Annotated in this window: 36 protein-coding genes and 1 pseudogene; all 37 read left to right on the forward strand. The window is 33.9% G+C overall.

Annotation, left to right across the window (positions count from 1 at the left end; all coding sequences use genetic code 11):
• Positions 1–259 precede the first annotated feature (259 nt).
• The 37 genes and pseudogenes from ACTTKP_RS05595 (at position 260) to ACTTKP_RS05775 (ending at position 24,014) form a co-directional block, all read left to right on the forward strand.
• Positions 260–586 carry a GNAT family N-acetyltransferase gene (locus tag ACTTKP_RS05595; RefSeq protein ID WP_442552957.1) on the forward strand — a complete coding sequence of 109 codons (327 nt, stop codon included), beginning with the start codon at positions 260–262 and terminating at the stop codon, positions 584–586.
• Positions 587–636: 50 nt separating this feature from the next.
• A complete protein-coding gene (locus tag ACTTKP_RS05600; RefSeq protein WP_442552919.1) occupies positions 637–1,080 on the forward strand; it encodes a GNAT family N-acetyltransferase in 444 nt (147 codons plus the stop codon).
• An 80-nt stretch (positions 1,081–1,160) separates the two neighbouring features.
• Positions 1,161–1,676 (forward strand): adenylate kinase, encoded by a 516-nt coding sequence (locus tag ACTTKP_RS05605; RefSeq protein WP_442552920.1) that lies wholly within the window; start codon positions 1,161–1,163, stop codon positions 1,674–1,676.
• A gap of 155 nt (positions 1,677–1,831) precedes the next feature.
• The gene (locus tag ACTTKP_RS05610; RefSeq protein WP_442552921.1) at positions 1,832–2,347 is read left to right on the forward strand and encodes a hypothetical protein; all 516 of its coding nucleotides are present in this window, start codon (positions 1,832–1,834) and stop codon (positions 2,345–2,347) included.
• A gap of 4 nt (positions 2,348–2,351) precedes the next feature.
• Positions 2,352–2,690, forward strand: coding sequence for an immunogenic protein (locus ACTTKP_RS05615; RefSeq protein WP_442552922.1), 339 nt, complete (start codon positions 2,352–2,354; stop codon positions 2,688–2,690).
• A 27-nt stretch (positions 2,691–2,717) separates the two neighbouring features.
• Positions 2,718–3,128 (forward strand): DUF6608 family protein, encoded by a 411-nt coding sequence (locus ACTTKP_RS05620; RefSeq protein ID WP_442552923.1) that lies wholly within the window; start codon positions 2,718–2,720, stop codon positions 3,126–3,128.
• A gap of 118 nt (positions 3,129–3,246) precedes the next feature.
• On the forward strand, positions 3,247–3,492 hold the full coding sequence (locus ACTTKP_RS05625) for a hypothetical protein (RefSeq protein ID WP_442552924.1): 246 nt from the start codon (positions 3,247–3,249) through the stop codon (positions 3,490–3,492).
• Between the two features lie 68 nt (positions 3,493–3,560).
• On the forward strand, positions 3,561–4,073 hold the full coding sequence (locus ACTTKP_RS05630; RefSeq protein WP_442552925.1) for a hypothetical protein: 513 nt from the start codon (positions 3,561–3,563) through the stop codon (positions 4,071–4,073).
• Positions 4,074–4,117: 44 nt separating this feature from the next.
• Positions 4,118–4,372 carry a hypothetical protein gene (locus tag ACTTKP_RS05635; protein ID WP_442552958.1) on the forward strand — a complete coding sequence of 85 codons (255 nt, stop codon included), beginning with the start codon at positions 4,118–4,120 and terminating at the stop codon, positions 4,370–4,372.
• Between the two features lie 37 nt (positions 4,373–4,409).
• Positions 4,410–4,871 carry a hypothetical protein gene (locus ACTTKP_RS05640; protein WP_442552926.1) on the forward strand — a complete coding sequence of 154 codons (462 nt, stop codon included), beginning with the start codon at positions 4,410–4,412 and terminating at the stop codon, positions 4,869–4,871.
• A gap of 51 nt (positions 4,872–4,922) precedes the next feature.
• Complete coding sequence (locus ACTTKP_RS05645) at positions 4,923–5,126, forward strand: hypothetical protein (RefSeq protein WP_442552927.1); 204 nt, start codon at positions 4,923–4,925, stop codon at positions 5,124–5,126.
• Between the two features lie 157 nt (positions 5,127–5,283).
• Positions 5,284–6,000 carry an L-2-amino-thiazoline-4-carboxylic acid hydrolase gene (locus tag ACTTKP_RS05650; RefSeq protein ID WP_442552928.1) on the forward strand — a complete coding sequence of 239 codons (717 nt, stop codon included), beginning with the start codon at positions 5,284–5,286 and terminating at the stop codon, positions 5,998–6,000.
• An 87-nt stretch (positions 6,001–6,087) separates the two neighbouring features.
• Positions 6,088–6,429, forward strand: coding sequence for a hypothetical protein (locus ACTTKP_RS05655; RefSeq protein WP_442552929.1), 342 nt, complete (start codon positions 6,088–6,090; stop codon positions 6,427–6,429).
• Positions 6,416–7,747: an RNA-binding domain-containing protein gene (locus ACTTKP_RS05660; RefSeq protein ID WP_442552930.1), complete on the forward strand. Its 1,332-nt coding sequence runs from the start codon at positions 6,416–6,418 to the stop codon at positions 7,745–7,747. Before ACTTKP_RS05655 ends, ACTTKP_RS05660 begins: the two co-directional genes overlap by 14 nt.
• Positions 7,748–7,896: 149 nt before the next feature.
• Complete coding sequence (locus ACTTKP_RS05665) at positions 7,897–8,187, forward strand: hypothetical protein (protein ID WP_442552931.1); 291 nt, start codon at positions 7,897–7,899, stop codon at positions 8,185–8,187.
• Complete coding sequence (locus ACTTKP_RS05670; protein WP_442552932.1) at positions 8,184–8,678, forward strand: DUF3368 domain-containing protein; 495 nt, start codon at positions 8,184–8,186, stop codon at positions 8,676–8,678. Before ACTTKP_RS05665 ends, ACTTKP_RS05670 begins: the two co-directional genes overlap by 4 nt.
• Before the next feature lie 152 nt (positions 8,679–8,830).
• Entirely contained in the window at positions 8,831–9,178 is a 348-nt protein-coding gene (locus ACTTKP_RS05675; protein ID WP_442552933.1) for a hypothetical protein, read from the forward strand.
• 23 nt (positions 9,179–9,201) lie between these two features.
• Positions 9,202–10,053: a DUF2262 domain-containing protein gene (locus tag ACTTKP_RS05680; RefSeq protein WP_442552934.1), complete on the forward strand. Its 852-nt coding sequence runs from the start codon at positions 9,202–9,204 to the stop codon at positions 10,051–10,053.
• A 36-nt stretch (positions 10,054–10,089) separates the two neighbouring features.
• Positions 10,090–10,851 carry a class I SAM-dependent methyltransferase gene (locus tag ACTTKP_RS05685; protein ID WP_442552935.1) on the forward strand — a complete coding sequence of 254 codons (762 nt, stop codon included), beginning with the start codon at positions 10,090–10,092 and terminating at the stop codon, positions 10,849–10,851.
• Positions 10,852–11,081: 230 nt separating this feature from the next.
• Positions 11,082–11,399 (forward strand): hypothetical protein, encoded by a 318-nt coding sequence (locus ACTTKP_RS05690; RefSeq protein WP_442552936.1) that lies wholly within the window; start codon positions 11,082–11,084, stop codon positions 11,397–11,399.
• Entirely contained in the window at positions 11,377–11,943 is a 567-nt protein-coding gene (locus ACTTKP_RS05695) for an SMI1/KNR4 family protein (protein WP_442552937.1), read from the forward strand. Before ACTTKP_RS05690 ends, ACTTKP_RS05695 begins: the two co-directional genes overlap by 23 nt.
• Positions 11,944–11,964: 21 nt before the next feature.
• On the forward strand, positions 11,965–12,273 hold the full coding sequence (locus tag ACTTKP_RS05700) for a hypothetical protein (protein ID WP_442552938.1): 309 nt from the start codon (positions 11,965–11,967) through the stop codon (positions 12,271–12,273).
• Between the two features lie 107 nt (positions 12,274–12,380).
• Complete coding sequence (locus tag ACTTKP_RS05705; protein ID WP_442552939.1) at positions 12,381–13,445, forward strand: ankyrin repeat domain-containing protein; 1,065 nt, start codon at positions 12,381–12,383, stop codon at positions 13,443–13,445.
• A gap of 19 nt (positions 13,446–13,464) precedes the next feature.
• Positions 13,465–14,541, forward strand: a complete 1,077-nt coding sequence (locus ACTTKP_RS05710; RefSeq protein ID WP_442552940.1) for an ankyrin repeat domain-containing protein — start codon at positions 13,465–13,467, stop codon at positions 14,539–14,541.
• 20 nt (positions 14,542–14,561) lie between these two features.
• Entirely contained in the window at positions 14,562–15,149 is a 588-nt protein-coding gene (locus ACTTKP_RS05715) for an SMI1/KNR4 family protein (protein ID WP_442552941.1), read from the forward strand.
• Positions 15,150–15,174: 25 nt separating this feature from the next.
• Complete coding sequence (locus ACTTKP_RS05720; RefSeq protein WP_442552942.1) at positions 15,175–15,795, forward strand: hypothetical protein; 621 nt, start codon at positions 15,175–15,177, stop codon at positions 15,793–15,795.
• A gap of 54 nt (positions 15,796–15,849) precedes the next feature.
• Positions 15,850–16,566, forward strand: coding sequence for a hypothetical protein (locus tag ACTTKP_RS05725; RefSeq protein ID WP_442552943.1), 717 nt, complete (start codon positions 15,850–15,852; stop codon positions 16,564–16,566).
• A 440-nt stretch (positions 16,567–17,006) separates the two neighbouring features.
• The gene (locus ACTTKP_RS05730) at positions 17,007–17,546 is read left to right on the forward strand and encodes a prolyl-tRNA synthetase associated domain-containing protein (RefSeq protein WP_442552944.1); all 540 of its coding nucleotides are present in this window, start codon (positions 17,007–17,009) and stop codon (positions 17,544–17,546) included.
• Between the two features lie 15 nt (positions 17,547–17,561).
• Complete coding sequence (locus tag ACTTKP_RS05735; RefSeq protein ID WP_442552945.1) at positions 17,562–17,981, forward strand: hypothetical protein; 420 nt, start codon at positions 17,562–17,564, stop codon at positions 17,979–17,981.
• Positions 17,982–18,114: 133 nt separating this feature from the next.
• A complete protein-coding gene (locus ACTTKP_RS05740) occupies positions 18,115–18,615 on the forward strand; it encodes an imm68 putative immunity domain-containing protein (protein ID WP_442552946.1) in 501 nt (166 codons plus the stop codon).
• A gap of 84 nt (positions 18,616–18,699) precedes the next feature.
• A complete protein-coding gene (locus tag ACTTKP_RS05745) occupies positions 18,700–19,506 on the forward strand; it encodes a hypothetical protein (RefSeq protein ID WP_442552947.1) in 807 nt (268 codons plus the stop codon).
• Between the two features lie 82 nt (positions 19,507–19,588).
• The gene (locus ACTTKP_RS05750) at positions 19,589–20,095 is read left to right on the forward strand and encodes a hypothetical protein (protein ID WP_442552948.1); all 507 of its coding nucleotides are present in this window, start codon (positions 19,589–19,591) and stop codon (positions 20,093–20,095) included.
• A gap of 215 nt (positions 20,096–20,310) precedes the next feature.
• Positions 20,311–20,661: pseudogene (locus tag ACTTKP_RS05755) on the forward strand (YbaK/EbsC family protein); the annotation flags it as partial.
• A gap of 29 nt (positions 20,662–20,690) precedes the next feature.
• On the forward strand, positions 20,691–20,984 hold the full coding sequence (locus ACTTKP_RS05760) for a hypothetical protein (RefSeq protein ID WP_442552949.1): 294 nt from the start codon (positions 20,691–20,693) through the stop codon (positions 20,982–20,984).
• A 29-nt stretch (positions 20,985–21,013) separates the two neighbouring features.
• Positions 21,014–21,451 carry a DUF523 domain-containing protein gene (locus tag ACTTKP_RS05765; RefSeq protein WP_442552950.1) on the forward strand — a complete coding sequence of 146 codons (438 nt, stop codon included), beginning with the start codon at positions 21,014–21,016 and terminating at the stop codon, positions 21,449–21,451.
• Between the two features lie 839 nt (positions 21,452–22,290).
• Positions 22,291–22,761: a GNAT family N-acetyltransferase gene (locus ACTTKP_RS05770; protein ID WP_442552951.1), complete on the forward strand. Its 471-nt coding sequence runs from the start codon at positions 22,291–22,293 to the stop codon at positions 22,759–22,761.
• A 71-nt stretch (positions 22,762–22,832) separates the two neighbouring features.
• The gene (locus tag ACTTKP_RS05775; RefSeq protein WP_442552952.1) at positions 22,833–24,014 is read left to right on the forward strand and encodes a CapA family protein; all 1,182 of its coding nucleotides are present in this window, start codon (positions 22,833–22,835) and stop codon (positions 24,012–24,014) included.
• The last annotated feature ends 19 nt before the right edge of the window (positions 24,015–24,033 follow it).

The following is a 24,033-nucleotide window of genomic DNA, read 5'->3' on the forward strand; positions in this document are numbered from 1 at the left end:
ATAGGTTAAAAATTGACTTCAACCTTTTTTTGAAAATATCAACAAAATGTTTCACGTGAAACATTTTATTGATAGTACGATTATGAAATTAATGTTTGATTTTATCATTTGTTGTTTTAATAAATTTGAAGTTGTAGAGGCAGAGTATGAATATTTCAGAAATGAATTTGAATGATATTGAAAGTGTTTTGACGTTATATATTGATTATTATAATAACTATGAAAACTGTTGCTGGACTGAGAAAACAGCAAAAAAAGGATTCAACAAGTATTATCTATGATTGATTCCTTCTCATTAATAATGAAAAATGAACAAGATATTGTAATTGGTTTTGCTATGGGATATTTTAAACAGTATGATGATATTGTAGGATATTCCTTGGAAGAAATTATTATTTCTGCTGATTATCAGCATAAAGGTTTTGGAAGCATACTGTTAAAAGAGATTGAGACAAAAGTTAAAGAGAAGGGGGCTTATTGCGTAGAATTACAGGCAGTAAATGATGAATTACATGAAAAATATTACAATAAAGCAGGATATAAAAATGCTGCTAATTTTATAATGAAAGTAAAATGGTTTGAATAAGATAACATCATTTTATAAAAGTTAAAAATAAAATACTGTAGGATAGAATTATGAAAATATTGGAAATTAGTAAAAATAAAAAACAGTATATGGAGCTTCTGTTTCTTGCTGATGAGCAGGAAGATATGATTGATAAATATATCAATAGGGGAACAATGTATATTTTAGAAGATAACGGTGTTAAAGCTGAATGTGTAGTCACGGATGAGGGAAATGGGATTCTTGAAATAAAAAATATTGCCACTAATCCAAAGTTTCAGGGGATGGGTTATGGCAAAAGCCTGATTGATTTTGTTGCTAATAAATATAAAAATAAATTTTCCATATTACAAGTTGGTACCGGGGATAGTCCTGCAACTATTGGTTTTTATATAAAGTGTGGATTTTCTCATTCACATATTATCAAAAATTTTTTTACAGATAATTATAATCATCCAATATACGAAGAAGGGGTTAAATTGGTTGATATGATATATTTGCGTAGAGTTTTATAAATTCAAAGTTATAGAAATAGAAAAATATTTATAATAGTATGTGTTTGTAAAAGAGAATGAGAAATAGGAGGTTGAGATTAATGATTGTTTTAATTACAGGTGCATCACACACAGGAAAAACAGCACTTGCTCAAAAATTGCTTGAAAAATATAAATATCCGTATTTCTCTATCGACCATTTAAAAATGGGTTTGATTCGAAGCGGATATACGGAGCTAACTCCGATGAGTGATGACAGGGAACTTACAAAATATTTGTGGCCAATTGTGTGTGGGATAATAAAAACTGCTATAGAAAATAAGCAAAATCTTATTGTTGAGGGTTGTTATATTTCATTTTCATGGGCAGACAGTTTTGAAAAAGAGTATCTGGATAATATAAGATACTATTGCCTTATAATGAGTGAGAAATACATAAAAAATCATTTATCCGATATAAAAAGATATGCTAATGTTATTGAAACTCGTATAAATGATGAATGGTGCACTTTGGATACTGTGTTGGCTGATAATGCACAGATGTTGGCAGAGGCAAAAAAACACAAGGTTAATTATGTACTTATTGATGATGAGTATGAAATAGATATTGATTTATAGTTTTATATTTATTATTTGAAATTGTAAATTTGAATTTGAAGAGGTGTTAAATTGGAAAAATGTGTTTATATTATTTCCGGATTTAAAAGACAAAAATAAAATGTTTCATGTGAAACATTTATAAAACATCATTTTATGAATAAAAGGAGAGAAAAATGTTAACCAATTTATTATTAATAGGAGGTTCAAACGAACCAACAAGCATATTTCTAGCAGGTAAAATAAATTTTGGTTGGATGAATGTATTTGGACTGATAATTATAGTGTTATTTCTTATTCCAAATATTATTTACAAGGTTAAAGTAAAAAATTATCAAAAGCTAAATACCAATAAGTTTATGAAAGTTTTGGAACAAATTGGTCAATATGGTTGTATTTTTCTTATGGTATTTGATTTTGGAATGGGTGAGTTGGGATTTGATTCTATTGAGGCATTATTAGTTTATCTTTTTGGAAATATTATTTTGCTTATTCTTTATTGGATACTGTGGATATTATATTTTATCAGGGAAGCATATTGGAAAAAGATTTCATTGGCAGTGATAGGCACTTGTTTGTTCCTGTTAAGTGGAATAACAATGACATATACTCTATTGATTATACTTGGTATAATATTTGGAATAGGACATATATACATTGCAAGTAAAAATAAGCCAAAATTAAAGGGGTAAATTTATGAAAAGAGTTATTATATTACTAACCTGTATGATTTTGATATTTAATATAACAGGCTGTAAAGAAGAAGTTACTGTAAAGAAAACAATAGAAGGAAATCGCAAAACCTATAGTGAAATGAGTGATGGTAGTTGGACTTGCGGTAATTATACCTATAAAAATTGTCTTGAAATAAGTGGTAGAATACCTAATGCTATTGTAGACACGACCTTTGTATATCTAAGTAATCTTGAGGATATAACTTTTGAACAGGCGTGGAAGGATTACGGATTTAGCAGTAATATGAACGATTATTTTTCTTTGGAAGATGCTGTACTTGTAGATGTTAGGGACGAATGAAAAATTTAATTTTATGGAGGAAGAGTAATGAAATCTATATGGAACAGTTGGCTAAAGCAGGCGGTTTTTCTTTATTCCGCGTTATACACATTTGCGACAATCTCTAATAGCGTGTTATATCTTTTAAATGGATATTACGAAGATCCTAATGGAAATTGGCATGAATTGGATAGAGCTATAATTGTATTTATTATCACCCTTGCATATATCTTGGTTAAAACTTTGAAGCTTAGAAATTATTGGCTAAAGTCTCTCGTGGTATATGTTCCTACACTTCTGCTTGTGCTTGTCTATATTTGGGTAACAGGGATTAGGGAACCGCTTGCAGCCAATGCATATAGAGATATATTCATAAATTATACGATAGGTTATACGGCTGCTTCTGTAGTTGGATGGTTTAAAACTTTCATTAAGCGTAAGAATATAGAAAACAATTAGCTACAATCAAGTTGTAAATAAGTGTAAGATTAGATTATCGAAAAAAATATTATGTGGATTTGTGGAGAAAGTTAATTATTGAAAAATTTGTAGTAAAAAAAAGAAGAATTGGGAGAGTATGAGGAATAATATGATTTATGTTCATCATTATACAAAGGACAAATCCAGTTTTTTTACTGAAAATAATAAACAACAAGGTTTGAATAGGAAAATTGAAGCTAGTCTTGAGAAGGAAGGTACTCTAATTTGCTGGCACAAGTCCTATGCAAATAATATCATTTGGATAGCCTGTCGGAAAAGTAAGGAAGATATCTGCATTATGGCTTTGGATAATAATGGAGATAAATTGCTTACACCAACTTGAAAGATGAATTCATTGACTCAGAGTTGTACTTCAAGAATCTGACTGATGAAAACAAGGTAATAGTATCCTTGACAGCAGGGCAAGACGGTTCTAGGGACTTTTGTATTACATTGGCTGATAACGAATTTATAACAATACATAAGTTTTCTAGGAACCAGACCTATGTCTTTGATATTAATAATGATTATGCATTGTTTGCAGATTTTTATACAGGAGTTTTTTATAAAATATCTAATAAAGACTTTCAAATAAAGACAAGAGAAACTTATCACATATTTGAAAATGATACTTTATCAAATGTATGGAGAATAAATGACTCATTTGGAATATTTTCCACTACAGAGGAAAGATGGTATGTTTTTGAATTAAATACACTTAAGTTAGTTGATGAGTTGGTCATTGAGGGTTATGCAGATACTGATAATGGTGATTATTATGGCATAAACACTCTTTATAATACAGAAGATGAACTTAAATTTAGATGTTATAATTACAAAAACGGAAAAGATACAGTTGACCTGCTTGGTGTAGATAAAACATATCTGGATAAATTGATTAGAGAGAAAATTAAGAATAAGTAATGTACTGTAAAGGGGTTTAACTGTAAGGGAGACGGTCATTGGAAATGAAAAACAAAGAAGTTATATATAAAGGTCAAAGCCTAATTTTAACCAGATTTTGGGGAAACGAAAAGCTTTGTTTGTGGATTAAAAATCCGAGTCAGAGAGATATGCCTAAAATGGAATTTGTCGGGGGATATCCAGATGAATGGTGTATTTTTATAGAAAATCTGACAGATGATGAAAAAAGACAGATTACGGATGTGAATGGAGAGTTTTTGGATATAGACAGTATATTAGAAAGCGAAGAAATATTATGAAGATGGAAATTGGGAAGATAGCAGGAGGAGATAGAAAATGCTTAAAATAGGAGAAAAATACTCATTTGAGGATAATCTGTCAGACAGACAGAGTTGTCTGATGTTTTTTAAGGAAGATGATCCTGCATCATGGTCAGTAGATATTGGATTTAAAGAAGGAAATTTTGGTGATGAAAGAGTAGCTCCTGCTATTTGTATCAATCCGATAGACACAGATAAAAATTCAGTAGAAGGATTAGTAGGAGAAAAATTCAGTGTAACTACAGTAGAAGAATGTGATGACAGAGAAGATACATTTTATATTTATGAATCTGAACCAATGGTTTCGTATGATTTGGAAGTACTTGAAATAAAGGATAGTAAGGCTCATATTAGATGTAGAGGTATAATGATAGCAGATGGGTATTCTGATCCTTATGTGCAGGAAACATTTGAAATAGACAGCCTGATACCGATTATTGAATCAGTTGCTGATTGGGCAAAATTTGAGAATTCATAGTATTTTTATACTATGAATTTATAAACTGAAGGAATTAAGGAAGACGGTATTATGAACGAGTTAAGAGAAAAAACTTTGGTTACAATCAGAGAAGAGGTAACTGGTGAGTATCCGTTTTATGGTGACCTGCCTATGATATATCTGGGCGAGATTGCCAATATGAAGGAGCATGGAATATTTGTAGGTAAATTGGGGAAATGTTATTTTGGGTATCATATTTCTAATTTTAGAGAATTAAGCGAAGAAGAAGTATAGAAATTGGGATAATGATAACCATAAATTTATGTAATGTAGGATATGAGCAGGAAAATGAATGGACAAATAATGATATGAAAGAGTATAAGCTTAGAGGTTATAACCGGGTTTAGAAATTTCATTTAGGATTGTTCGGTTTAAGGACAAGGAGGAAGTTATGCATGAATACTACGCTAAGAACAAAGCTAAACTAAAAAAAGACATGAACAAAATGCTGTCTTTAATATCGGATGAGCTTGAGGAAGCAAGTGGTAAGAAGTATAAGGAAATGATTGAAGAAATATGGACATATTATGAGAATGAATTACTGGATAAATTTCCATATATTGGAGGAAATAAGGCAAGCGGTACCCGCAATCTGACAGGGGCATATTGCTTTGTTGCTATGGGAGAGGTATTAAAAAAATACGGAACCGGTATTGATGAAATCGGAAAATTAATGGTGTTATCCTATGAACGGCTTGCATATAAGATGTCTCCTATTGTCCGTAAGATATTTAGAAAACTTGCAAAAAATACTAAACTGCTAAATAAAATGTTCTTAAAAAAAGATGCTAAAAATGAAACAAATGTATTGAAGTATCCCGACAGTTTTAAGACAAAAACTAAAATTCCGCCTGAAGAGGGATATGATTTCAGTTTCCATAATATTGCCTGCCCTTTAGCAAACTTCGCAAAAAAGTACGGATATGAAGAATATATGCCTTATCTTTGCAATCTGGACTATGTTATGCTTGGAGTAATGGGGATACCGCTGTTTCGTGAGCATACCTGTTTTGAAGATGGGGACTATTGTGATTTTAAAATTAAAAATGAAGCTAAGCCACTTCCATACTGGCCACCGGTATTTAGGCAGGGAAAAGGTTATAAATAATTCGGAATAATAAACAATGGACTAATAGGGGAGTATAATTGAGAAAAATTGGAATATAAAAATGAAGGTATGAAGGAGTTTTTTACAATGAATAATCAGATAGATTTTGTACTACCTGCTTTATATGATAAGTTTTTATCAGAAATGGGAGAGGATGGAGAATTTATAATAGAGAATACCGGTATCATTTTATATTCAAAGGAGGATTTGGTAGAAAGAAATACTACTTATCAGATAGAAGAATGGGAGCCGGATTTTTTTATGATTGGACAGGATGGTGACTTGGCTTTCTTTATAAAAAAAGATTCTGATGATACTATTTATATGAATGATTTGGGAGCTTTGGGTTCGATTGAAATGAAGCGTACAGCCTCAGATGTATATGAGTTTGTTAAACATTCTAGGAGGAATGAACATGGTATATATTGAATCTGAAGTACTGGAGTTGAAAGCTAAATTTACTGATACAATATGTAAAGAAATTGTGGCATTTCTGAATACAAATGGTGGAGATATTATTATTGGTATTGATGATAATGGAAAGGTGGTTGGTTTAAATAATATTGATGAAATATCTAAAAAGATATCAGATATAATCACAGATCAAATTGAACCAAATCCGCAGTCTATTATAAGTTCTGAAATCAGATATGATGAGGGGAAGATGCTTTTTGTTGTACATGTGCAAAAAGGAGTAAGTCCATTATATTGTCAGAAAAAATATGGATTTTCATCTGCAGGATGTGTAATGAGAATTGGAACAACTTGCAAAAATATGACATCAGAACAGATTCATGTTCGTTATGAGAAGAATTTTATTGATTCAGATCTTATGACAGTCATTCAGGCAAAGTATGGTTCTATATCATTTAAGACATTAAAGATATATTATACAGAGAAAGGTTATCATTTAGATGATTCTTCTTTTGAAACAAATCTCAATCTTAGGACTCCAAATGGAGAATACAATCTTTTGGCAGAACTATTGTCTGATAAAAACATGATTCCTCTTATTACTGTGAAGTTTCAAGGAACTGATAAAACATCCGTATCAGAACGAAACGACTATGGAAATCAGTGCCTGCTTTTTAGTTATGAGCAAATTAAGAATCGTATTGCTGCGGAAAATATATGCGTGGTGGATACAACAGTAAGACCTCGTGTAGATCGTTTCTTGTTTGATTTTGATAGCGTGAATGAGGCTGTAATCAATGCACTAGTACATAATGATTGGAATAGTTCTCAGCCGCTGATTTCTTTTTTTAGTGATCGAATTGAAATTTTATCACATGGTGGGCTTCCAAAAGGGCAAACTAAAGAGCAGTTCTTCAGGGGTATCAGTAGACCGAGAAATGATATGCTGATGCGTATTTTCTTGAATATGAATCTCACAGAGCATACAGGTCATGGAATTCCGGTAATTTTATCAAAATATGGTGAAGAAGCCTTTGATATTGGTGATTCCTATGTTATAGTTACTATTCCGTATGATAAGGATGTACTCAGTGTTGCCACTAAAAGAATAAATGTCGGTACAAATATCGGTACAAATGTCGGTTTAAATACAACAGAAAAGAGGGTTATTTTCCATTTGCTTGAAAATCCAGCTTCTACAGCAAATGATATGTCAATTGTAATTGGTGTTACAAAGCGTACTATTGAGAGAACTTTGAAGAAATTACAGGAAAAAGGATTGCTTGTGAGAACCGGTGCCAAGAAATCAGGGAGTTGGATTGTTATCAAGTAAGCAAACCTACAGCATTTTACTGTTGACAGATTGTTTGAAGGATAGAGAGTCTAGATAGTGGTTTGATTTTAGTTGTATAAAGTAGAAAAAATAGCTATAATTAAGGAAAAGAAATAATTATATTAGGGATAGGGAAAGGATGTGGCATTATGGTAACAACAGAAACTATAACCATTGAAGTTCCGGTAGGAATGTCAAAATATCTGGAAGTTATAGATCCTGAATCAGAGCTTACAAGAAATGCTTTGTTGCTATATCCATATATATTAAATCAAACAATATCACATGGTCGTGCAGCAGAAATTCTTGGAATTAGAAAGTCAGAACTAATTGATCTGTATGATAAGTTGGGCTATTCTTACTTTGACATAATACAGGATGATTTGGATGATGAATTGAATACTTTCAGAGAGCTTAAAAATAAGGAGGCTGTGGTATGATTGTTGTCTCCGATACAACGCCACTAATATCACTTCTTAAAATAAGCAGACTGGATTTACTGGAAAAATTATTTGGAAAAATTTTGATTCCAGAAGCTGTATTCAACGAGTTGACAGTGGATGAACGTTTTCAGATGGAAGCTAATCAGATTAAAAACAAGAAGTTTATCTTAGTAAAAGCTGTAAATAATTTTGAATCAGTAGGTATATTAAAAAGGGCAGTAGGACTTGATCAGGGAGAGAGTGAAGCAATTGTTCTTGCAGATGAATTAAAGGCAGACTTGTTATTGATGGATGAGGCAAAAGGAAGAAAGGTATCAGTTGAGATGGGACATAAAATTATTGGTACGATAGGCATACTTATGGCAGCATATGAAGAACAGGAACTTACATCTGATGAAGTTAAAGATTGTATTGATGGACTACAGCGTTCCGGACGACATATTGGACAGAAACATTATATGATGTTATTAAATAGGCTAAAGGACTGAAAGCGTAGCTTTATGTTGTTGCCTGTTAAATTATTATAACTTTAATACATAGCAGGTAGTCAATAAGATTGCCTGCTATGATTTTAGGAATAATTATGTATCCTGAAAATTATAATTGTTTTGAAATTGTTTGGGATTGATTGGAGAAAGAAATGGAATTTGATGAAAGCTTACAGCAATATGTTTACAGTTGTGATGATTTGATTTTTTCTTGGGATGAGGAGCCGAAAGGTGAAGATATAAACATAGTTAAAATTTTATCAAAGAAATATAAAGATAATTTTGATAAAATAATTGATTTTATGCTACCTTACCTTAGGGAAATGTATGGGGATATCAGTAGGGAAGATGTGAAGACTAATCTTGGAAAACCTATTATAGACTATAATCAGGGAACTGTGAGCTATTGTGACCAGACCTTTGATGACTGGCATATATTTGAGTTTGAATTTTTAGATGAAAAATTAGAAAAATTAGAGCATTTTTCAGTTAATGGATGATTGGATTTTATCGGAGGAAAATAATGGAATTAATTGAATACATGAGACGCAGAAATAAAATGACACAGAGTGAATGGGAAGACTCTTTTGAGAAAAAAGAAAGAGAGATTATTGTTCTAAGACATGAAGGTGGCGGTGGAAGCCTTAGAAACGGTTTTTGGGAATGGGATGAGTATTTCTTAGCCTATGTGGACTGTGAAACAGGAGAGCTTCACAAAGAAGAAGGGCGGATTGAATTTCCTGTTACAGACAAAGAGAACCTTCCATACCATTTTGAAGATGAAACCATTTACAAATTAAGAGTGCGTGAAAAACTGCCAGAGGAAGTTCCAAACGGTGCATTGCCGATAAAAAACCATTTTTTAGTTGTGGAAGTTCTTGAAAAAAACGTAGCTTGTCCGGAACTTGAAGAAATACTTGCAGAGTATAGAAAGCCGATAATTTTGCAAGATGATGTATTGGGTGAATTGACTTATGATAAGCAAATTAAAAGTTTTGAGGGGAACATAGCTTGGCTTGGTGGCAAGGTACATATTTCCTTATATGTAGACAAGGATAATAAATCAGGAATAACAAAGGCTAAAAAAGCTCTGAAAACAATGGTGTCAGAACAGGAAAAATGGGATGCAGACCTGCGCAGTTTTGCTGCAAAGAAGCTTACCAAACTTGCCTGTGAATGGGCAGAATCTGATGAAGAAGCTGCTGAAATTACAGAAGAAAGTTTTGCAAAAAGAATTAGCCTAAATTTGATTTGGATGACATCTGGCGGTTCATTTACGGCTTATTTTGATGATGATGACCTTTTCTTTGGACATAGCATAACGGTTTGCGGCAGCCCTAAGAAGGGACTCTTGTCGGCTGATATTGAGGGATAAAACATATACTGATATTTATGGTAATGAAAGGAAAAAATGGAAAAACAAGTGCTTATAAATCAATGGTTGCATGAGCAGGAAATAGCTCATATTAAAGGTTGGGATTTCTCGCATATTAGAGGAAGATATAAAGAAGAGGATGATCTTCCATGGGATTTTGAAAACATTATAAAATCCTATTTAAATGATACAGATTATTTATTGGATATGGAAACCGGAGGCGGCGAATTTCTTTTGTCTTTTATGGCAAACGCTAAACATACTGCTGCGATTGAAGGATATGAACCAAACATCAAAATATGCGAGGACAGACTTCTTCCGTTAGGAATAGATTTTAAAGCATGTGACGGTGGAGATATTCTTCCTTTTGAAGATAACTACTTTGACATTATTACTAACAGACATGGCAAATATAATATAAATGAGATTAAAAGAACTCTTAAAAGCGGAGGAGTATTTCTTACGCAGCAGGTTGGTGCAGAAAATGACAGAGAACTTGTAGAACTTTTGATAGGTGATGTTGAAATTCCGTTTCCGGAAGCTTATTTAAATATTGCAAGACAGGAATTTGCTGATAACGGATTTGATATTGTGGAAGAAGATGAAGTCTACAGACCGATAGAGTTTTATGATGTAGGTGCACTGGTTTGGTTTGCCAGAGTTATTGATTGGGAATTTCCGGGTTTTGAAGTGGAGAAATATCAGGATAACCTTTTTAAAGCACAGGAAATCCTTGATAAAGAAGGTGTAATTAAGGGGAAAATTCATAGATATTATTTTGTGGCTAAAAAGAAATAATAAACCCCAACTATTCACGCCATAGGTCACAGACCTCTTATTTCGCATAGTAAAGTAGGATAAAATGTTTTCGGTCTGTGACTATGGGGTGATATTACCAAACATCTTGTAAAATATCCTAATTTCAAGCCTGTGGCTTAATTACGATATTTCACAAGATGTTTCGTGAATAATTGGGGATAAATTTTAGTTTGTTTTATGAGTAAAACAGTAAGCTATAGGAGATTAATATGGAACGGTATGATAATTTTGATTTCACTTTGGTCTGCACTGTAAAATTTTATAGAGGAAAGAGAAGCTTACCACCTGATTTGAGTAATGGGAAATATCGTCCTCATTTTATGATAAAAACAGATACAAGATATCTGGGTATTTGTTTTATTGAAGGGCAGAAGGCGGACTTCGAGACTTTAGTAAAAAGCCTGGTTGTACCACTGTATGAAGAGGTTGATTATTCCGGATTAGTCTGCGGAACTGAGTTTTATATAATGGAAGGCCAAAATAAAGTTGGAGAGGGAATTATAGATGAAATTATTAACAATAGATGAGATAATATCTTCAATACTGGAAGAAACAGAAGGACTTGATGCTGAAATAACTGATGGAATTATTCTTAGTAAAAAAGAAATTTCTCCGTCTGAGATTGAAAAATTAAAATCTGAACTTGAAATAGAGTATTTAGATTTCGTATTTACTGAGAATATTTTAAGTTATAACTGGGGGAATTTTGGTTTTCTTAGCTACCAGTTTGGATATGGAGATGAAATGAGCCTTAATTGGCTGTTGAACCGTAATCTGGAATATGAGGATTATCAGGTATTACATAAGAAGGGTTTAATAATTATTGCAAATGGAGATCCTTATACTATTTTACTAGAATGTAAATCGGGGAAAATATACGCATTTACAAGTGATATGAGTTATGATGAGATAATACCTATTGCTTCCGATTTTAGAGAATTTATAAGAGCGATAGGAACTGCTCAATATGCTGTTTGGAAGAAAGATGAAAAAGAATTTGTAGAAATGATGAGAAGTATGGTTGTTGATAGTGGCCTTAGTTTTTGGAAAGAGCTGGTAGGAGTATATTAAATAAAAGACAAGGAGAACACAATGGAATTTTTAGTAGCTGAGGAGGGTATTCCTCAAAGCATCGGCTGTGAAGGGGCGGTGGTTGCATATTATGGGAGTGAGATAGAATTTCATTATGAAACAGTGCCTCCACATGGAGATGAAATTTTTACTGCAAAATTACCACTGCTAGATATTAAACTTCCATTCAATATCCATACAGGAAAATATGCAAGTTTGGAACACTGGTATAACAATATATCGGTTAAGGAAAAAGAAGTTGAATTAAAAAATGATTATGACGAAAAATCTATGGTTTTAATAGATGTTAATGGGCTTAAGTGGGTTTAGAAAAATAAAGAGAACGCCCCCCAAAGCTATTACGAAACATCTGTAAAATATAGTATTGAGGTACATAATGTAGTTAAATAACTAGAAATGAAATAAGGAGAAGAACAATGGCAAAAAAAAGAGTGACCTTACCTAAAAATTTTGATGAACTGATTACGGCAGGAGATGTTGAAGCTCTCAAAGCTGTATATGATAAATGCGAGCTTGCTGCTCATAATGGCAGATACAGCTTAAATACGGCACTTCATTTTGGAGGTGTTCCTGATGAGCTTGTTATTTGGTTGGTAGAGCAGGGTTTAGATGTAAACACAGTTGATTATTATGGGCGTACACCATTATATAAACATGCCACTCTGGGTAGAGATACTGTAAAACTGTTGTATGAATTAGGTGGAGATATACAAAAACCTGATACATATGGGAGTACACCACTGCATACGGCAGCAGGATTTTTCCACCCTAAGATAGTAAGTTTTTTGATTGAAAAAGGTGCAGATATTAATGCAAAAGATGATATGGGACGAACTCCACTAGCCGAAGCCCTTGCTACTTGTAGGAATATTAATATTGCACAGGCAGCAGAAATTGCAGAAATGTTAATAAAGGCAGGTGCTGATGTAGTGCCTGAAATGGCGGAAAGAGTTGAAATAATCGGCAAGGATTTTGAATTCCACAGAGAAAACTTTAATAAAGATTATTTGGCTGAAACAGAAGCGGGACTTGAAAAACTCTATGCACTGTTTGATGTAAAGCCTGCTCCAAAACGCAAGATACATGACGGAGTTTCTCCTATTATAGTAAAGACGGGTTCTTGGAAGGAGCAGTATAACGAGCTTTGGGAGATGCTTATTCCATCAAGCGGAGCTGCAAAAACAGTACAGGGTGAAGTTATCCGCATAACAGGCAGGGTGCAGGATGAACTTTATAGAAATGGCGGCGTAAACTGGGATAGAAATTATAGAAATATGCTTAATTCTCTTTCAAATCATTTTGCTTCAGGTACACCGCTTTCTGAGCAAGAACTGGAAGAGACTAAAGAATTGATTTCAAATATCCGCGCAAAAGGCAGTGATGAAGATGCTATAACAGAGCGTTTGTGTGAACTTGCGGTTAGCTGGGTAAGCTTAAATCCTAATCTGCTTCCTTTAGGGAAAATAAACTATAGCAGATAATAACCGTAGGAGATTGCAGATGATTAAAATAAAAGACATAGGGAATTTTGAGTCTGTTCCGCAAATTGTAAATGACATTATAAAAGGAAATACAAAGGCTTTGGACGAGCATTTATCAGGGGGATGGGATGTTGAAAAGGGCATAAAAATAGGTAAGTATATCACTTTGTCACCTTTAGGCATAGCTTTGATTATGGAAAGTTTTAACTCTGTAAAATGGCTTGTGGAAAAGGATGTAAATCTGAATGTAAAAGGAAGTCCTTCATTTTTGCTTGCTGTAAGGTATTGTGATGAAGCTGTTATCAGGTACCTTGCAGAGCATGGTGCAAAGGTAAACTGTGTAAATGAGGTAAATACAGAGGCATTTAGCCAAGCTTTATATGGAAAAAAATATGAAAATCTGCCTATTATCCACGAATTAGGTCATAGGGTAGAAAAATACGGCGGACAGGCATTTCGCAGTGCAGTTTCAGACAGAAATTATGATGTGCTTGATTTCTTTATAAAGAACGGAGTTGATATTAACTACAATGCTCCTGATACAGTGTATCCTTTTAAACCGACTCCGCTATGTGTGGCTGCAAGGTATGTTGATTTGAAAATGTGCAAATATCTTGTGGAAAACGGAGCGGATGTGACAATAACAGAAAAAGACGGTATGCGTCCGTATAGCATCGCAGTTGAAAACGGTGATGAAGAAATGGCTGAATATTTTAAGCAGTTAGAACCTGAAGAATACCACAGTATACAGAATAAACTGGATGAACTTAAGCCATTTAAATTGCCTAAGGCGGTAATGGATTTTCTTCAAAGTGAGGAATTATATTTTGAGCTTAAAGACTGTGATTTTAAATGGATAGAGTTTTTCTCTTTAATAGATACTGTTCCGATTAAAAAAGGCAGGCAGAAAATTCTGCGTATATCTAAGCAGACGGGAGATTATGACCATATCTATATTGTATGGAACCCTAAAACTAAAAAGGTTGCTTTCTATGATATAGAGCATGAAGAAATGAATGACATTTGCAGTTTTGAGGAATTTGTAAATGATATGCCGGCATATATGCAAAAAATAATTGAAGGCGAATACGAATAAATAGGGTAACGGGTGAAGCTATGCAGATAAGTAATGAGATAAAAAAGATAGAAGAGTATATTTGCGAAAATTTTGAGGAATGGGATTTAGATGATCCTGTGGAAGAAGAATATATTGACGATTATCGGGAAATAGAGGGAGCTTCAGAAGAGGAAATATCTGCTTTTGAGGAGAAATTCGGTATAACTTTGCCGGAAGATGTAAAAGAGCTTTACAGGTATAAAAACGGAAGTAAGTATTTAAGCATATTGCCTTGTGTTATAGATGAAAGAGATATGGCATTTTGTCTGATGAGCCTACAGGATGTCGAGCACACAAAAAAATATTTTCAAAACAGGGATGCTCTCTTAACTGAATTTCCTAAGCATTTTACAAGTGAAGACATTGAAAAGATGAAAGACAGCAGGATAAAACCATATCTTTTTAATAAAAAATGGATTCCTTTTGCTGAATATTGTGACAGTTGTTTCCTGATGCTTGATTTTGATCCGGATAAAGAGGGAAAAGAAGGTCAGATTATTTGCTATATTCATGATCCTGATGAAGTGATTTACGTAGCAGAAAGCCTTACGGAACTGATTAAAGGGATAATGGAGGAGATTGAGTAATTGAAAATAATGGGAGATTAATAAAATGGATATACTTGAATACATAAGAGAAAATAAAGATTTTAATAATTTACTCATGAATGAATGTGACATTTATTTTTACGAGGAAACAAGGGAAACACAGTTTTTGGAAAATAATGAGAAATATTCTCTTGGCTGCAAAGCATTTGCACAGGATGGCAGCGGGGGTGAATTTGTTTTCCTTGAGGATGACAGCATAGGTTTTATCGGAAGTGAAGGTGAAGTAGGAAGAGTAGCAGAAAACTTAAATGAGCTGCTGACATTTTTAATTCATGCCGGATATATTTCTGATTTTAGTTGTAAGCATATTTATAAAAATAAAGAGCTGTTAAATAAATACTGCACAGGTTATGTATCAAAAATAAGAGAAAGCTATAAGGCTGAAAATAAGGATTGGGATGAAATACGAGAAGGTATAGCAAAAAAGCTTTCCCTTACTTTTAATCCGGATAAGCTGGAAGATTTTGCTATGACATTTTACAAAGTAGCTACCAGAGAGCCGGTTTTTTCCTGTACTTATCCCGACGGTGAGGAAGAATATACCTGTGATTCCGTAATTTCTGATATTGTGGGGTTGTGGATAACGGAGCTTACCGGTATGAGCAGGGAGGAGATAGTTTCGTAGGAATATATCAAATTGGAGTATTTTATAATAATGCATTTGGCAATGGGGTAAATTATGGAAAAGATTGAGAATGTGGTAACTAAGCTAAAGGATGTTATTAACCTTAACGGACCGGATTTTTTAGAAAATAAACCATATCAGACATACATAGAGCTGATGAAATCCGGTGTTGCAGACAGAAAAACTGCAGGTGCAATCCTATATTTTCTGGTAAATGGTTTGTCTGAGCATATTGAGCGAAATAATGGTAGTGCTGAATTATCCAAGGTAATTCAAGTAGAATGCAGTCTTAATGAAAAAATGTCAGACCATATTGCGGAAATATTTACTTACTTGTATTCAGATGAAAATAAACAAGAATGGAAGAGCAGGGATAAAGAAGGTCTGAAACAGTTTTTAAATGGTAAATTTTCATGCAAGTGGACAGGTTTTTCGATTTGGTATGAAAGTAACGGAAGCATTAGCTGTCATTACAGTGCTGAAATAGTTTTATCTCCTACAAAAGCAGTGGTCAAAGATACTGATCTTACGCAGATGCTTGAGGAAAATCCGTTTTTAAAAAAGAAAGTAATTGACGAATATTTTGAGGAAAAACTGAAGAGTTATCTTGCTGATAGATTTGATGAGTACTGTACCTGTGATAAGTACTATGAACCTGTTGTTGAGGATTTTTATATTGATGACTGTGTGGAAGAATGGTGCGAGAAGAATGGTTTTAAGTATATATCCTGTAATGGTAGTGGATATGATGACGGATATGAGCCAAATTAGAGGCTATTACTACTTGATTGTTACTAAAACAATGGAAAAGTGTCAAAGAGAGGGGAATAATTGTTAGACTTGAAATTATCGTAAATCTCTGATTGATTGAGATATTTTACCTTGTAACTTTCACCCGTTTCATTTAAAATATGATACAGACAGTCATAGATTTGATCTTAGTATCCTTTATATATAATCTTCGTAATTAACCAAAATACATCAAGTAAAGGCGATAAGCGTATGTCAAAATACAAATATTTACTCTGGGACATAGATAGTACTATACTTAATTTTGATAAAGCTGAAAAAACAGCAATACAAACCTTATTTGAGAAGCATAATCTGTGCGAATGTATAGATGAAATGCTATCGCATTATATTGAAATTAAGTCCTACCTTTATCATCAAGAACTTACACGAATTGGAAGAAATAGTATAGGAGAAGAAATATGTTCTATGTGAGTGAAGTAAAAACCAAGGCACCAGAGAGCTTTGAAAGCGAGCTTCAGAAAAAGATTTATGAGACTTTGGCTCATCTTGATATTCCTTTTGAGAGGGTGGACAATAATCCTGCTATCACTATGGAAGATTGTGTTTTAATCAATGAAAGACTTGATATGAAGACGGTGAAGACATTGTTTTTATGTAATAGGCAGCAGACTAATTTCTACCTCTTTGTAACCCTTGATGGCAAGCCTTTTGTAACCAAAGACTTTAGTGCTGCACTTGGAATATCAAGGGTTTCATTTGCTACTGAGGAGCTTCTTTTTAGGATGCTGGGCACAAAGATTGGAGCAACAACCGTACTTAGCAGTATTATGGATATTGAAAATAAGGTGAGAATTATTTTTGATAAAGAGGTGCTTGAAAATGAGTGGTATGGCTGTACCGACAGCACGACAACCAGCTATATGAAGCTTAGAATCGCAGATGTTTTGGAGAAATTTCTGCCTTTTACAGAGCATGAGATAACTGTGATTGAGGTGTGAAGGGCTATTACAAGTATGAATAATATAATAAAAAACATAACTATAGAAAATAAAAGAATCGACAGAGATAAATTCTTTATGTTGGGATATTGTCCGGAGATTGAAAAACATCTGCTCTGTGTGCATATTTCATGGGTAGCAGGCTATGACAGATATTATGTATTGGATGAGAAAGACACGGAAATGTATGAAAAAGAGCCGGTAGAATTTTATAGGAAGTATGAAAAAGAAATTAAGGCAGTCAGGACAAAGAAACTGATTGGGGCAGGGGCTTTGAGGGATTATAATTTTAGAAGTCTTCCTGATGAAGTATTAAAAGCTTTGGATAAATATCCGCCGTTTGAGGGATATTTCTATCAGGATGGAATACTTTATGCGAGAGTAAAGATTGAGGAGAGGTATGTAAGTCTTCCACCTATTTATGATGAAGAGTGAATTGAGTTATACAGTCTCTGTGATAAAAATATACAGCATCTTCCTAAAAAGCTGATGTCGTTGTATGAGAAACATTTGAAAGTCGTTAAAAAATCTTAATAGCATTAAACAGATTTGGAAAGGGGAAACACAAATGTACATAGCAGATAAATATTGGAACAATTATATAGGCGACACCGATGATAGTCTGACACTGGCTTCATATCTTATGTATAAGAGGCAGGAAAAAATATCTCTTGCGGAAATATTTGCGGATTTAGGTTTAGATAAGTTAAACGGTAATTTCAGACAGAATGATGAACCGATTACAGTAAAATTAAGAGATAATGAAAATAATGAGTATGATGTTGAATTTTACTATCCAATTGACATAATTACAGACCTTGCAGCAATTTTACTGGAATGCAAAAAAGGCGGAAGTGTAGATGTAAATGAACTGCTTGGAGATGACTTAAAGCCTGTAGTTATAAGTATTATAAGTACAGAGAAAGAAGAGAATATAATAAAAGATGTATTGGAAGATTTTTATACTCATCCTCTTGAATATAATTTGAGTGAAATGTGTCCGGAAGAAGATATGTTAGAGATGGCAGAAATATGCAAAGATTTGGCAAAGGAATTATTTGAGGAATAAGATGATGACAGTGTATTTATCAGTGATGAGACGGAGAATCTTGTACTTTGTAAAATGACTGTAAAGGAGTAACAGGAGGCTGTTATGGCTATAGACGGAGTAAAGATTATAGACAGTGATGACGGTTATGATATTTATAATACCATAGTAGAAAGATATAAAGACGGAGAAAATGTAGACAAGATAATTGAAGATGTTTTAAATGATGAGAAGAATTTTTGCACGGACGGATTTTATACTGAAATTTATTGGACAGCCTTTGCTTATTCTTTGTGGAAAATAGGGCATTTACCTGAGGAAATAAAAAATAAAGCTCTTAAGATAATAGAAAAAGGCGCAGATGAGTTCTGGCTTGAAATTGACAGCAAGGCAAAAAAGCAAAGACAGAAGGTGCTTGATAAACTTGCTGTTCAGTTACAAAGTGAGAATCTTAAACCTCTTAAAGTTCCAAAGACAAAAATAAAGAGAGAGCCGTATTTTAAGGTAGGAGATGTGCTTGCGGTTAAATTTGAAAATGAATACGGAGTGATTTTTGTTTCAGATGTTGATGTGAGTCCTCGAAAGATAGAATATCACCTTGCCTGCACAAGACTGTTACTAAAGGATAAGCCGACTATGGAGGATTTTTTTCACAGCAAAATTGCCTGCAAGATGTGTAACACAAAATATGCGCTTGATACCGACTGTTGGTTTAATCACAAGGATTTGGGACTTTTACTTGATAAGCTTCATAAAATAGGAGAAGTTGTATTGGAGGACTATATTTTGGGTATGTTGGCACCGGCAAATACCCTGGATGATATATACGAGGAAATTACGGCTGATAAAGAAATATGGCATCTTAGGTTTAAGGATACTTATTATCTTATAAAAGATATGAAAGAGTGTTGAGAAGAATTTTAACAGGAATTAAAAGGTTAAAATGTAAAATGACAGTATAAGGATGAATGGTTGACGGACAATGGAGGATTTTATGGATATAACTCAAGCTGTTCTTGATGGAATTGCTATATCAGCTATATTTAATGGTACAGTGGCTGCCGTGGCACTTATTAATCCGAGATTCTTTTTTGATTCTTATCCAAAGGCTATTCAGAAGGCTGCACCTGAACAAATGACAAAACAAGAGAAGACGATAAATGGGATATTAACAGTTGTCATTGTTGGGATTTGTTTTGTCTATTCGATAGCAAGCCTTTTACATACCGGAATTGTTGGTTTTTGGAATGTATTTTGGATGGGATATATTCAGTGGAGTATATTGAACCTGGGAGATTTTTTCTTGTTAGATTGTCTGTTGTTTCAGGGAAAATATAAGGACAAGATTGTAATTCCGGGGACAGAGGGACACGAAGACTATGAATTTAGTAACTGGATGAAACACTTGGCGGTTATTGAACATTTTGTAGCAGTTCCTTTTTTAATTATTCCTGTTGCATCCGTGATTCAGGCTTTGATTGTCGGATTTTTGGGAAGATGAATTAGAGCTTTTAGAAAGAAGTTAGAAATTCAAAAAATTAAAATATTTATTCAAAGAATCTTTTGACTGAATATGCCGGTAAAATAAAAGAGTATTGCAAGTAGGATATTATATATGTAAAGGGTGACCTTAGATGATATTTGTGTTAAAATTACAGAAACACATAGTTTTAAGGCTGTGAACTTCCTTATCCTGATGCCGATGTAAAAAATCTTTTCGTACATGATGATAAGAAGAAAAATTATTACCTGATAACTGTGAAGGGTGATAAAAGAGTTGATTTGAAGGCTTTCAGAAAAACGCATGGACTTCGTCCACTTAGCTTTGCATCCGCAGAGGAGTTGTTTGATATTTTAAAGCTTACTCCGGGAGCGGTTTCACCTTTTGGCCTATTAAATGATGAGCAGAAACAGGTTGAATTTTATTTGGATAAAAGCTTTTTTGAAAACCATGGTCTGATAGGCTGTCATCCAAATGATAATACAGCAACTGTGTGGCTTAGCGGAAAAGCATTACAAAACCTCATCGAGGAGCATGGAAATACAGTTCATATAGTGGAAGTTTAATCTGATTTTAATTTGCAAAGGAAAAAAATATGAGTGCTTGGTTTGAAGTAAATACTACAGATATAGTTGATATCGTTGAGAAAAGAAAGGATCAGTATCCCTGGGGAGATTATCCGGATCAAAAGTATAGCTGCCTTATTTTTTGGAAAAATGGAAGAATTTATATGACAGTTGACGAATTTTATAAAGTTGATGACAACAAATATTCCTGTTTAGATTATTATACTACTGTACTTACAAATACTGTTGAGGGATATAATGATATGCCGGAAGAAGATTTTGTTGTCAGAGCTTATAATACATGGATGTCAGGAGCACGCTAAGGCTGAATTTAATGCGGAGGATGTTTTGTGTGAAGGTATTAGTAAGTGCCTGTATATTGGGTGAAAATTGTAAATATAACGGAAAGAATAATAGAAACCGGTTGGCTATTAATCTTTTAAAAAATTATGAGATTATCCCTATTTGCCCGGAGATGCTTGCAGGTATGAAAACGCCCAGACCATGTGCGGAAATTGTTAACGGAGTCGTTACGGATGAAAATGGAAATGATGTTAATTCAGAATACATGCAAGCGGTAGAGATTGCCTTATCGAAAATTGAAAATGACGATATAGGGCTTGCTGTTTTGCAGTCAAGAAGTCCTACCTGTGGTGTGAATCAGATTTATGATGGAAGTTTTAGCGGGAAACTGATTCCCGGTATGGGGTTATTTGCACAGGCATTGAAGCAAAAGGGATATAAGGTTGTCGATGTTGAATCGTTTATTGATGAATCGGGTAGCAGCTAAATCAAAATTTGTATTTCAGAAGAAAGGAACTAGAGCTGAGCATGAAAGTGAGTGTTGTGAAAAATGCATTTATAAAAACGCTGCCGGTAATGGCCGGGTATCACCGGACTGCTCAGCTCACTGTTTTGTCTCTTGGTATTCGGACCGGAAATCTTTCTGATTCCTGCGATGCTGCTCATTACGCTTGTTCTGACTCTTTTAAGGGGACACCTTCAAGGTAAAAAGGAGTTAGCCGAATGAACAGAAACTTTCATGCGGCAGCTCTTATAGCTGCAATGGCGGCAAGTTCTTCGCTCTTAATTTGCAGGACGGCAGTATAATATACAGTTACAACACAAGGGGAACTTCAAACTTTATATTTTATAAAGATTATGTATTACTATCGAATGAAAAGAATAAACCAATTTTAATAAAACGAAATAATGGCAGCTTATTTAAGGAGATAGAGTTTGAAAATTATATAATAATCGCATATCAGCAGATGATTATTGTAAATGATAATTTGTATGCTATTGCATCTAAAAAAGATACTGTTTATGCAGTATGTACAGAGCTTGCTTAAATGTAAAATAAGGCTATGATTGATACACCGATTCATAACTATATTGAAAATACAACCCCATCTGTGAGATTGCCTTTGATTTAGGAGCAGAGGCTGTTGAGCTTACCGGGATTTATCAGGACAAACAGAATTGATATCGTAAATACGGCTACAGCCAAAGAATAGATATTATAAACTGAGCAGGAGAAGAAGTTGGACGAGCAGGAATTAAAACAATATTTATCGGACTTAGTTTTGGAATTTGTAACAAAGATGAATGGAGGAATTTTTAGATAAAATGTTAATTAGAAGAGCTGAAGAAAAAGACATACCAAAAGTAATCGAATTATTAAATCAGGTATTAGAGCTTCACGCAGTAATTCGCCCTGATATCTTTATATCAGGTACAACAAAATATACCGAAGCAGAATTAATTGCAATCTTTAAGGATAATGCCAAACCTGTCTATGTCGCAGTTGATGAAGAAGATATGGTTAGGGGATATGTATTTTGTGTAATTAGGGAGCCTGTAGCTTCCAATAATATGGTTCCTCATAGAAATATTTTCATAGATGACTTATGTGTGGATAATGAAGTACAGGGACAAAAAGTAGGTCAGAGACTTTTTGAATTTGTAAAAGAAGAAGCAAAGAAAATGAACTGTTATGAAGTCATATTAAATGTATGGGAAGGAAATGATAATGCTGTGAAATTCTACCGGAAAATGGGAATGAAAACCAGAGCAACTCTAATGGAGATTATATTGTAACAAAAAATCTTAAATAGTGCTATTGATAATGAGTATTTAACTGTTTAAGCACTAAATAAAGGAGCATAATAATGAAGGACTTAACATCTTTGGTATTTACAGGTGATATCGGCTTTGATAAATATATGGACGGAAAATGGGATGATGATGAACTTATTTCTAAGGAAGTATTAGAGTTTTTACATAGTGGAAATCATGTAATAGCCAATGTAGAGGGAGCTTTGATAGATGGAGCAGGTTTGGGCGATACTACAGGTGTAGGACAGCTCCTTCACTCTATGAACCCGAAGGCTGTGAAGGTGCTTGACAGGATGAAGGCTGATATCTGGAATATATGCAACAATCATATAATGGATGCGGGAGAAGCAGGCATGGCTGAAACTTTAAGGCTTGCAGGGCTTCATAAGGCAAAGACCATAGGTGCAGGCAGGAATATAGAGGAGGCGGCAAAACCTCTTATTTTAGAGGAAGCCGGCGGAATAGGTTTAATAAGCGTGGGCTACAGAAGGGGCTGTAAGCCTGCAGATGTAGATAAGGCAGGCTGTTTTATGTGGCATGAAATGGAAATGATAGCTGAGAAGATTAAAGAGGTGAAAAACAAGTGCCGCTGGTGTGTGATGGTTGTGCATGGAGGAGAGGAATTTACCTCACTGCCGTCTCCTTACACAAGGGAGAGGTATCTAAAATATCTTGAGATGGGAGCGGATATAGTTGTTTCACACCATCCTCACGTTTCGATGAATTATGAAAAGGTTGGAGAAAAAATCATTTTTTATTCTCTTGGAAATTTTATCTTTGATACTGATTATCAGAGGGCACAGTTTAATACGGAGTTTGGTCTGCTTGTAAAGCTTAATTTTACAAAAGACAATTACACATGGGAAGCCTTTGGGATAAGGATAGACAGGGAGACAGAGCGGGTAGTAAAAGATAAGCTCCCTAGAATATTTGAAAATGTTGAAGAAGAGGAATATAAGCTTTTAGTACCTTTAGCAGCTAAAATGTTGGTGGCGGCTTACAAGAGGCAGCAGATTTATTTTAAGCCTGAATATAAATATGCTGACGAGGAAAAATGGAAGGAGAATTTCTTTAATCCAAAAAGAAGTGGCAGAGTTGAGGGAGAAGGACTGGACTTTCAGATTATGTATCCACTGGCGGAAAAGGCAGCAGAGGGGGAATGGAAGAAGTCCAAGCTTGAGGAGGTTAAAGAGTATATTTTGGAGCAGATAGTCGGAGAAATTACACAAAAATAACATACTAAAAAAGTATACT

It is taken from the genome of Catonella sp., assembly GCF_052169795.1.
Lineage (GTDB): Bacteria > Bacillota > Clostridia > Lachnospirales > Lachnospiraceae > Catonella.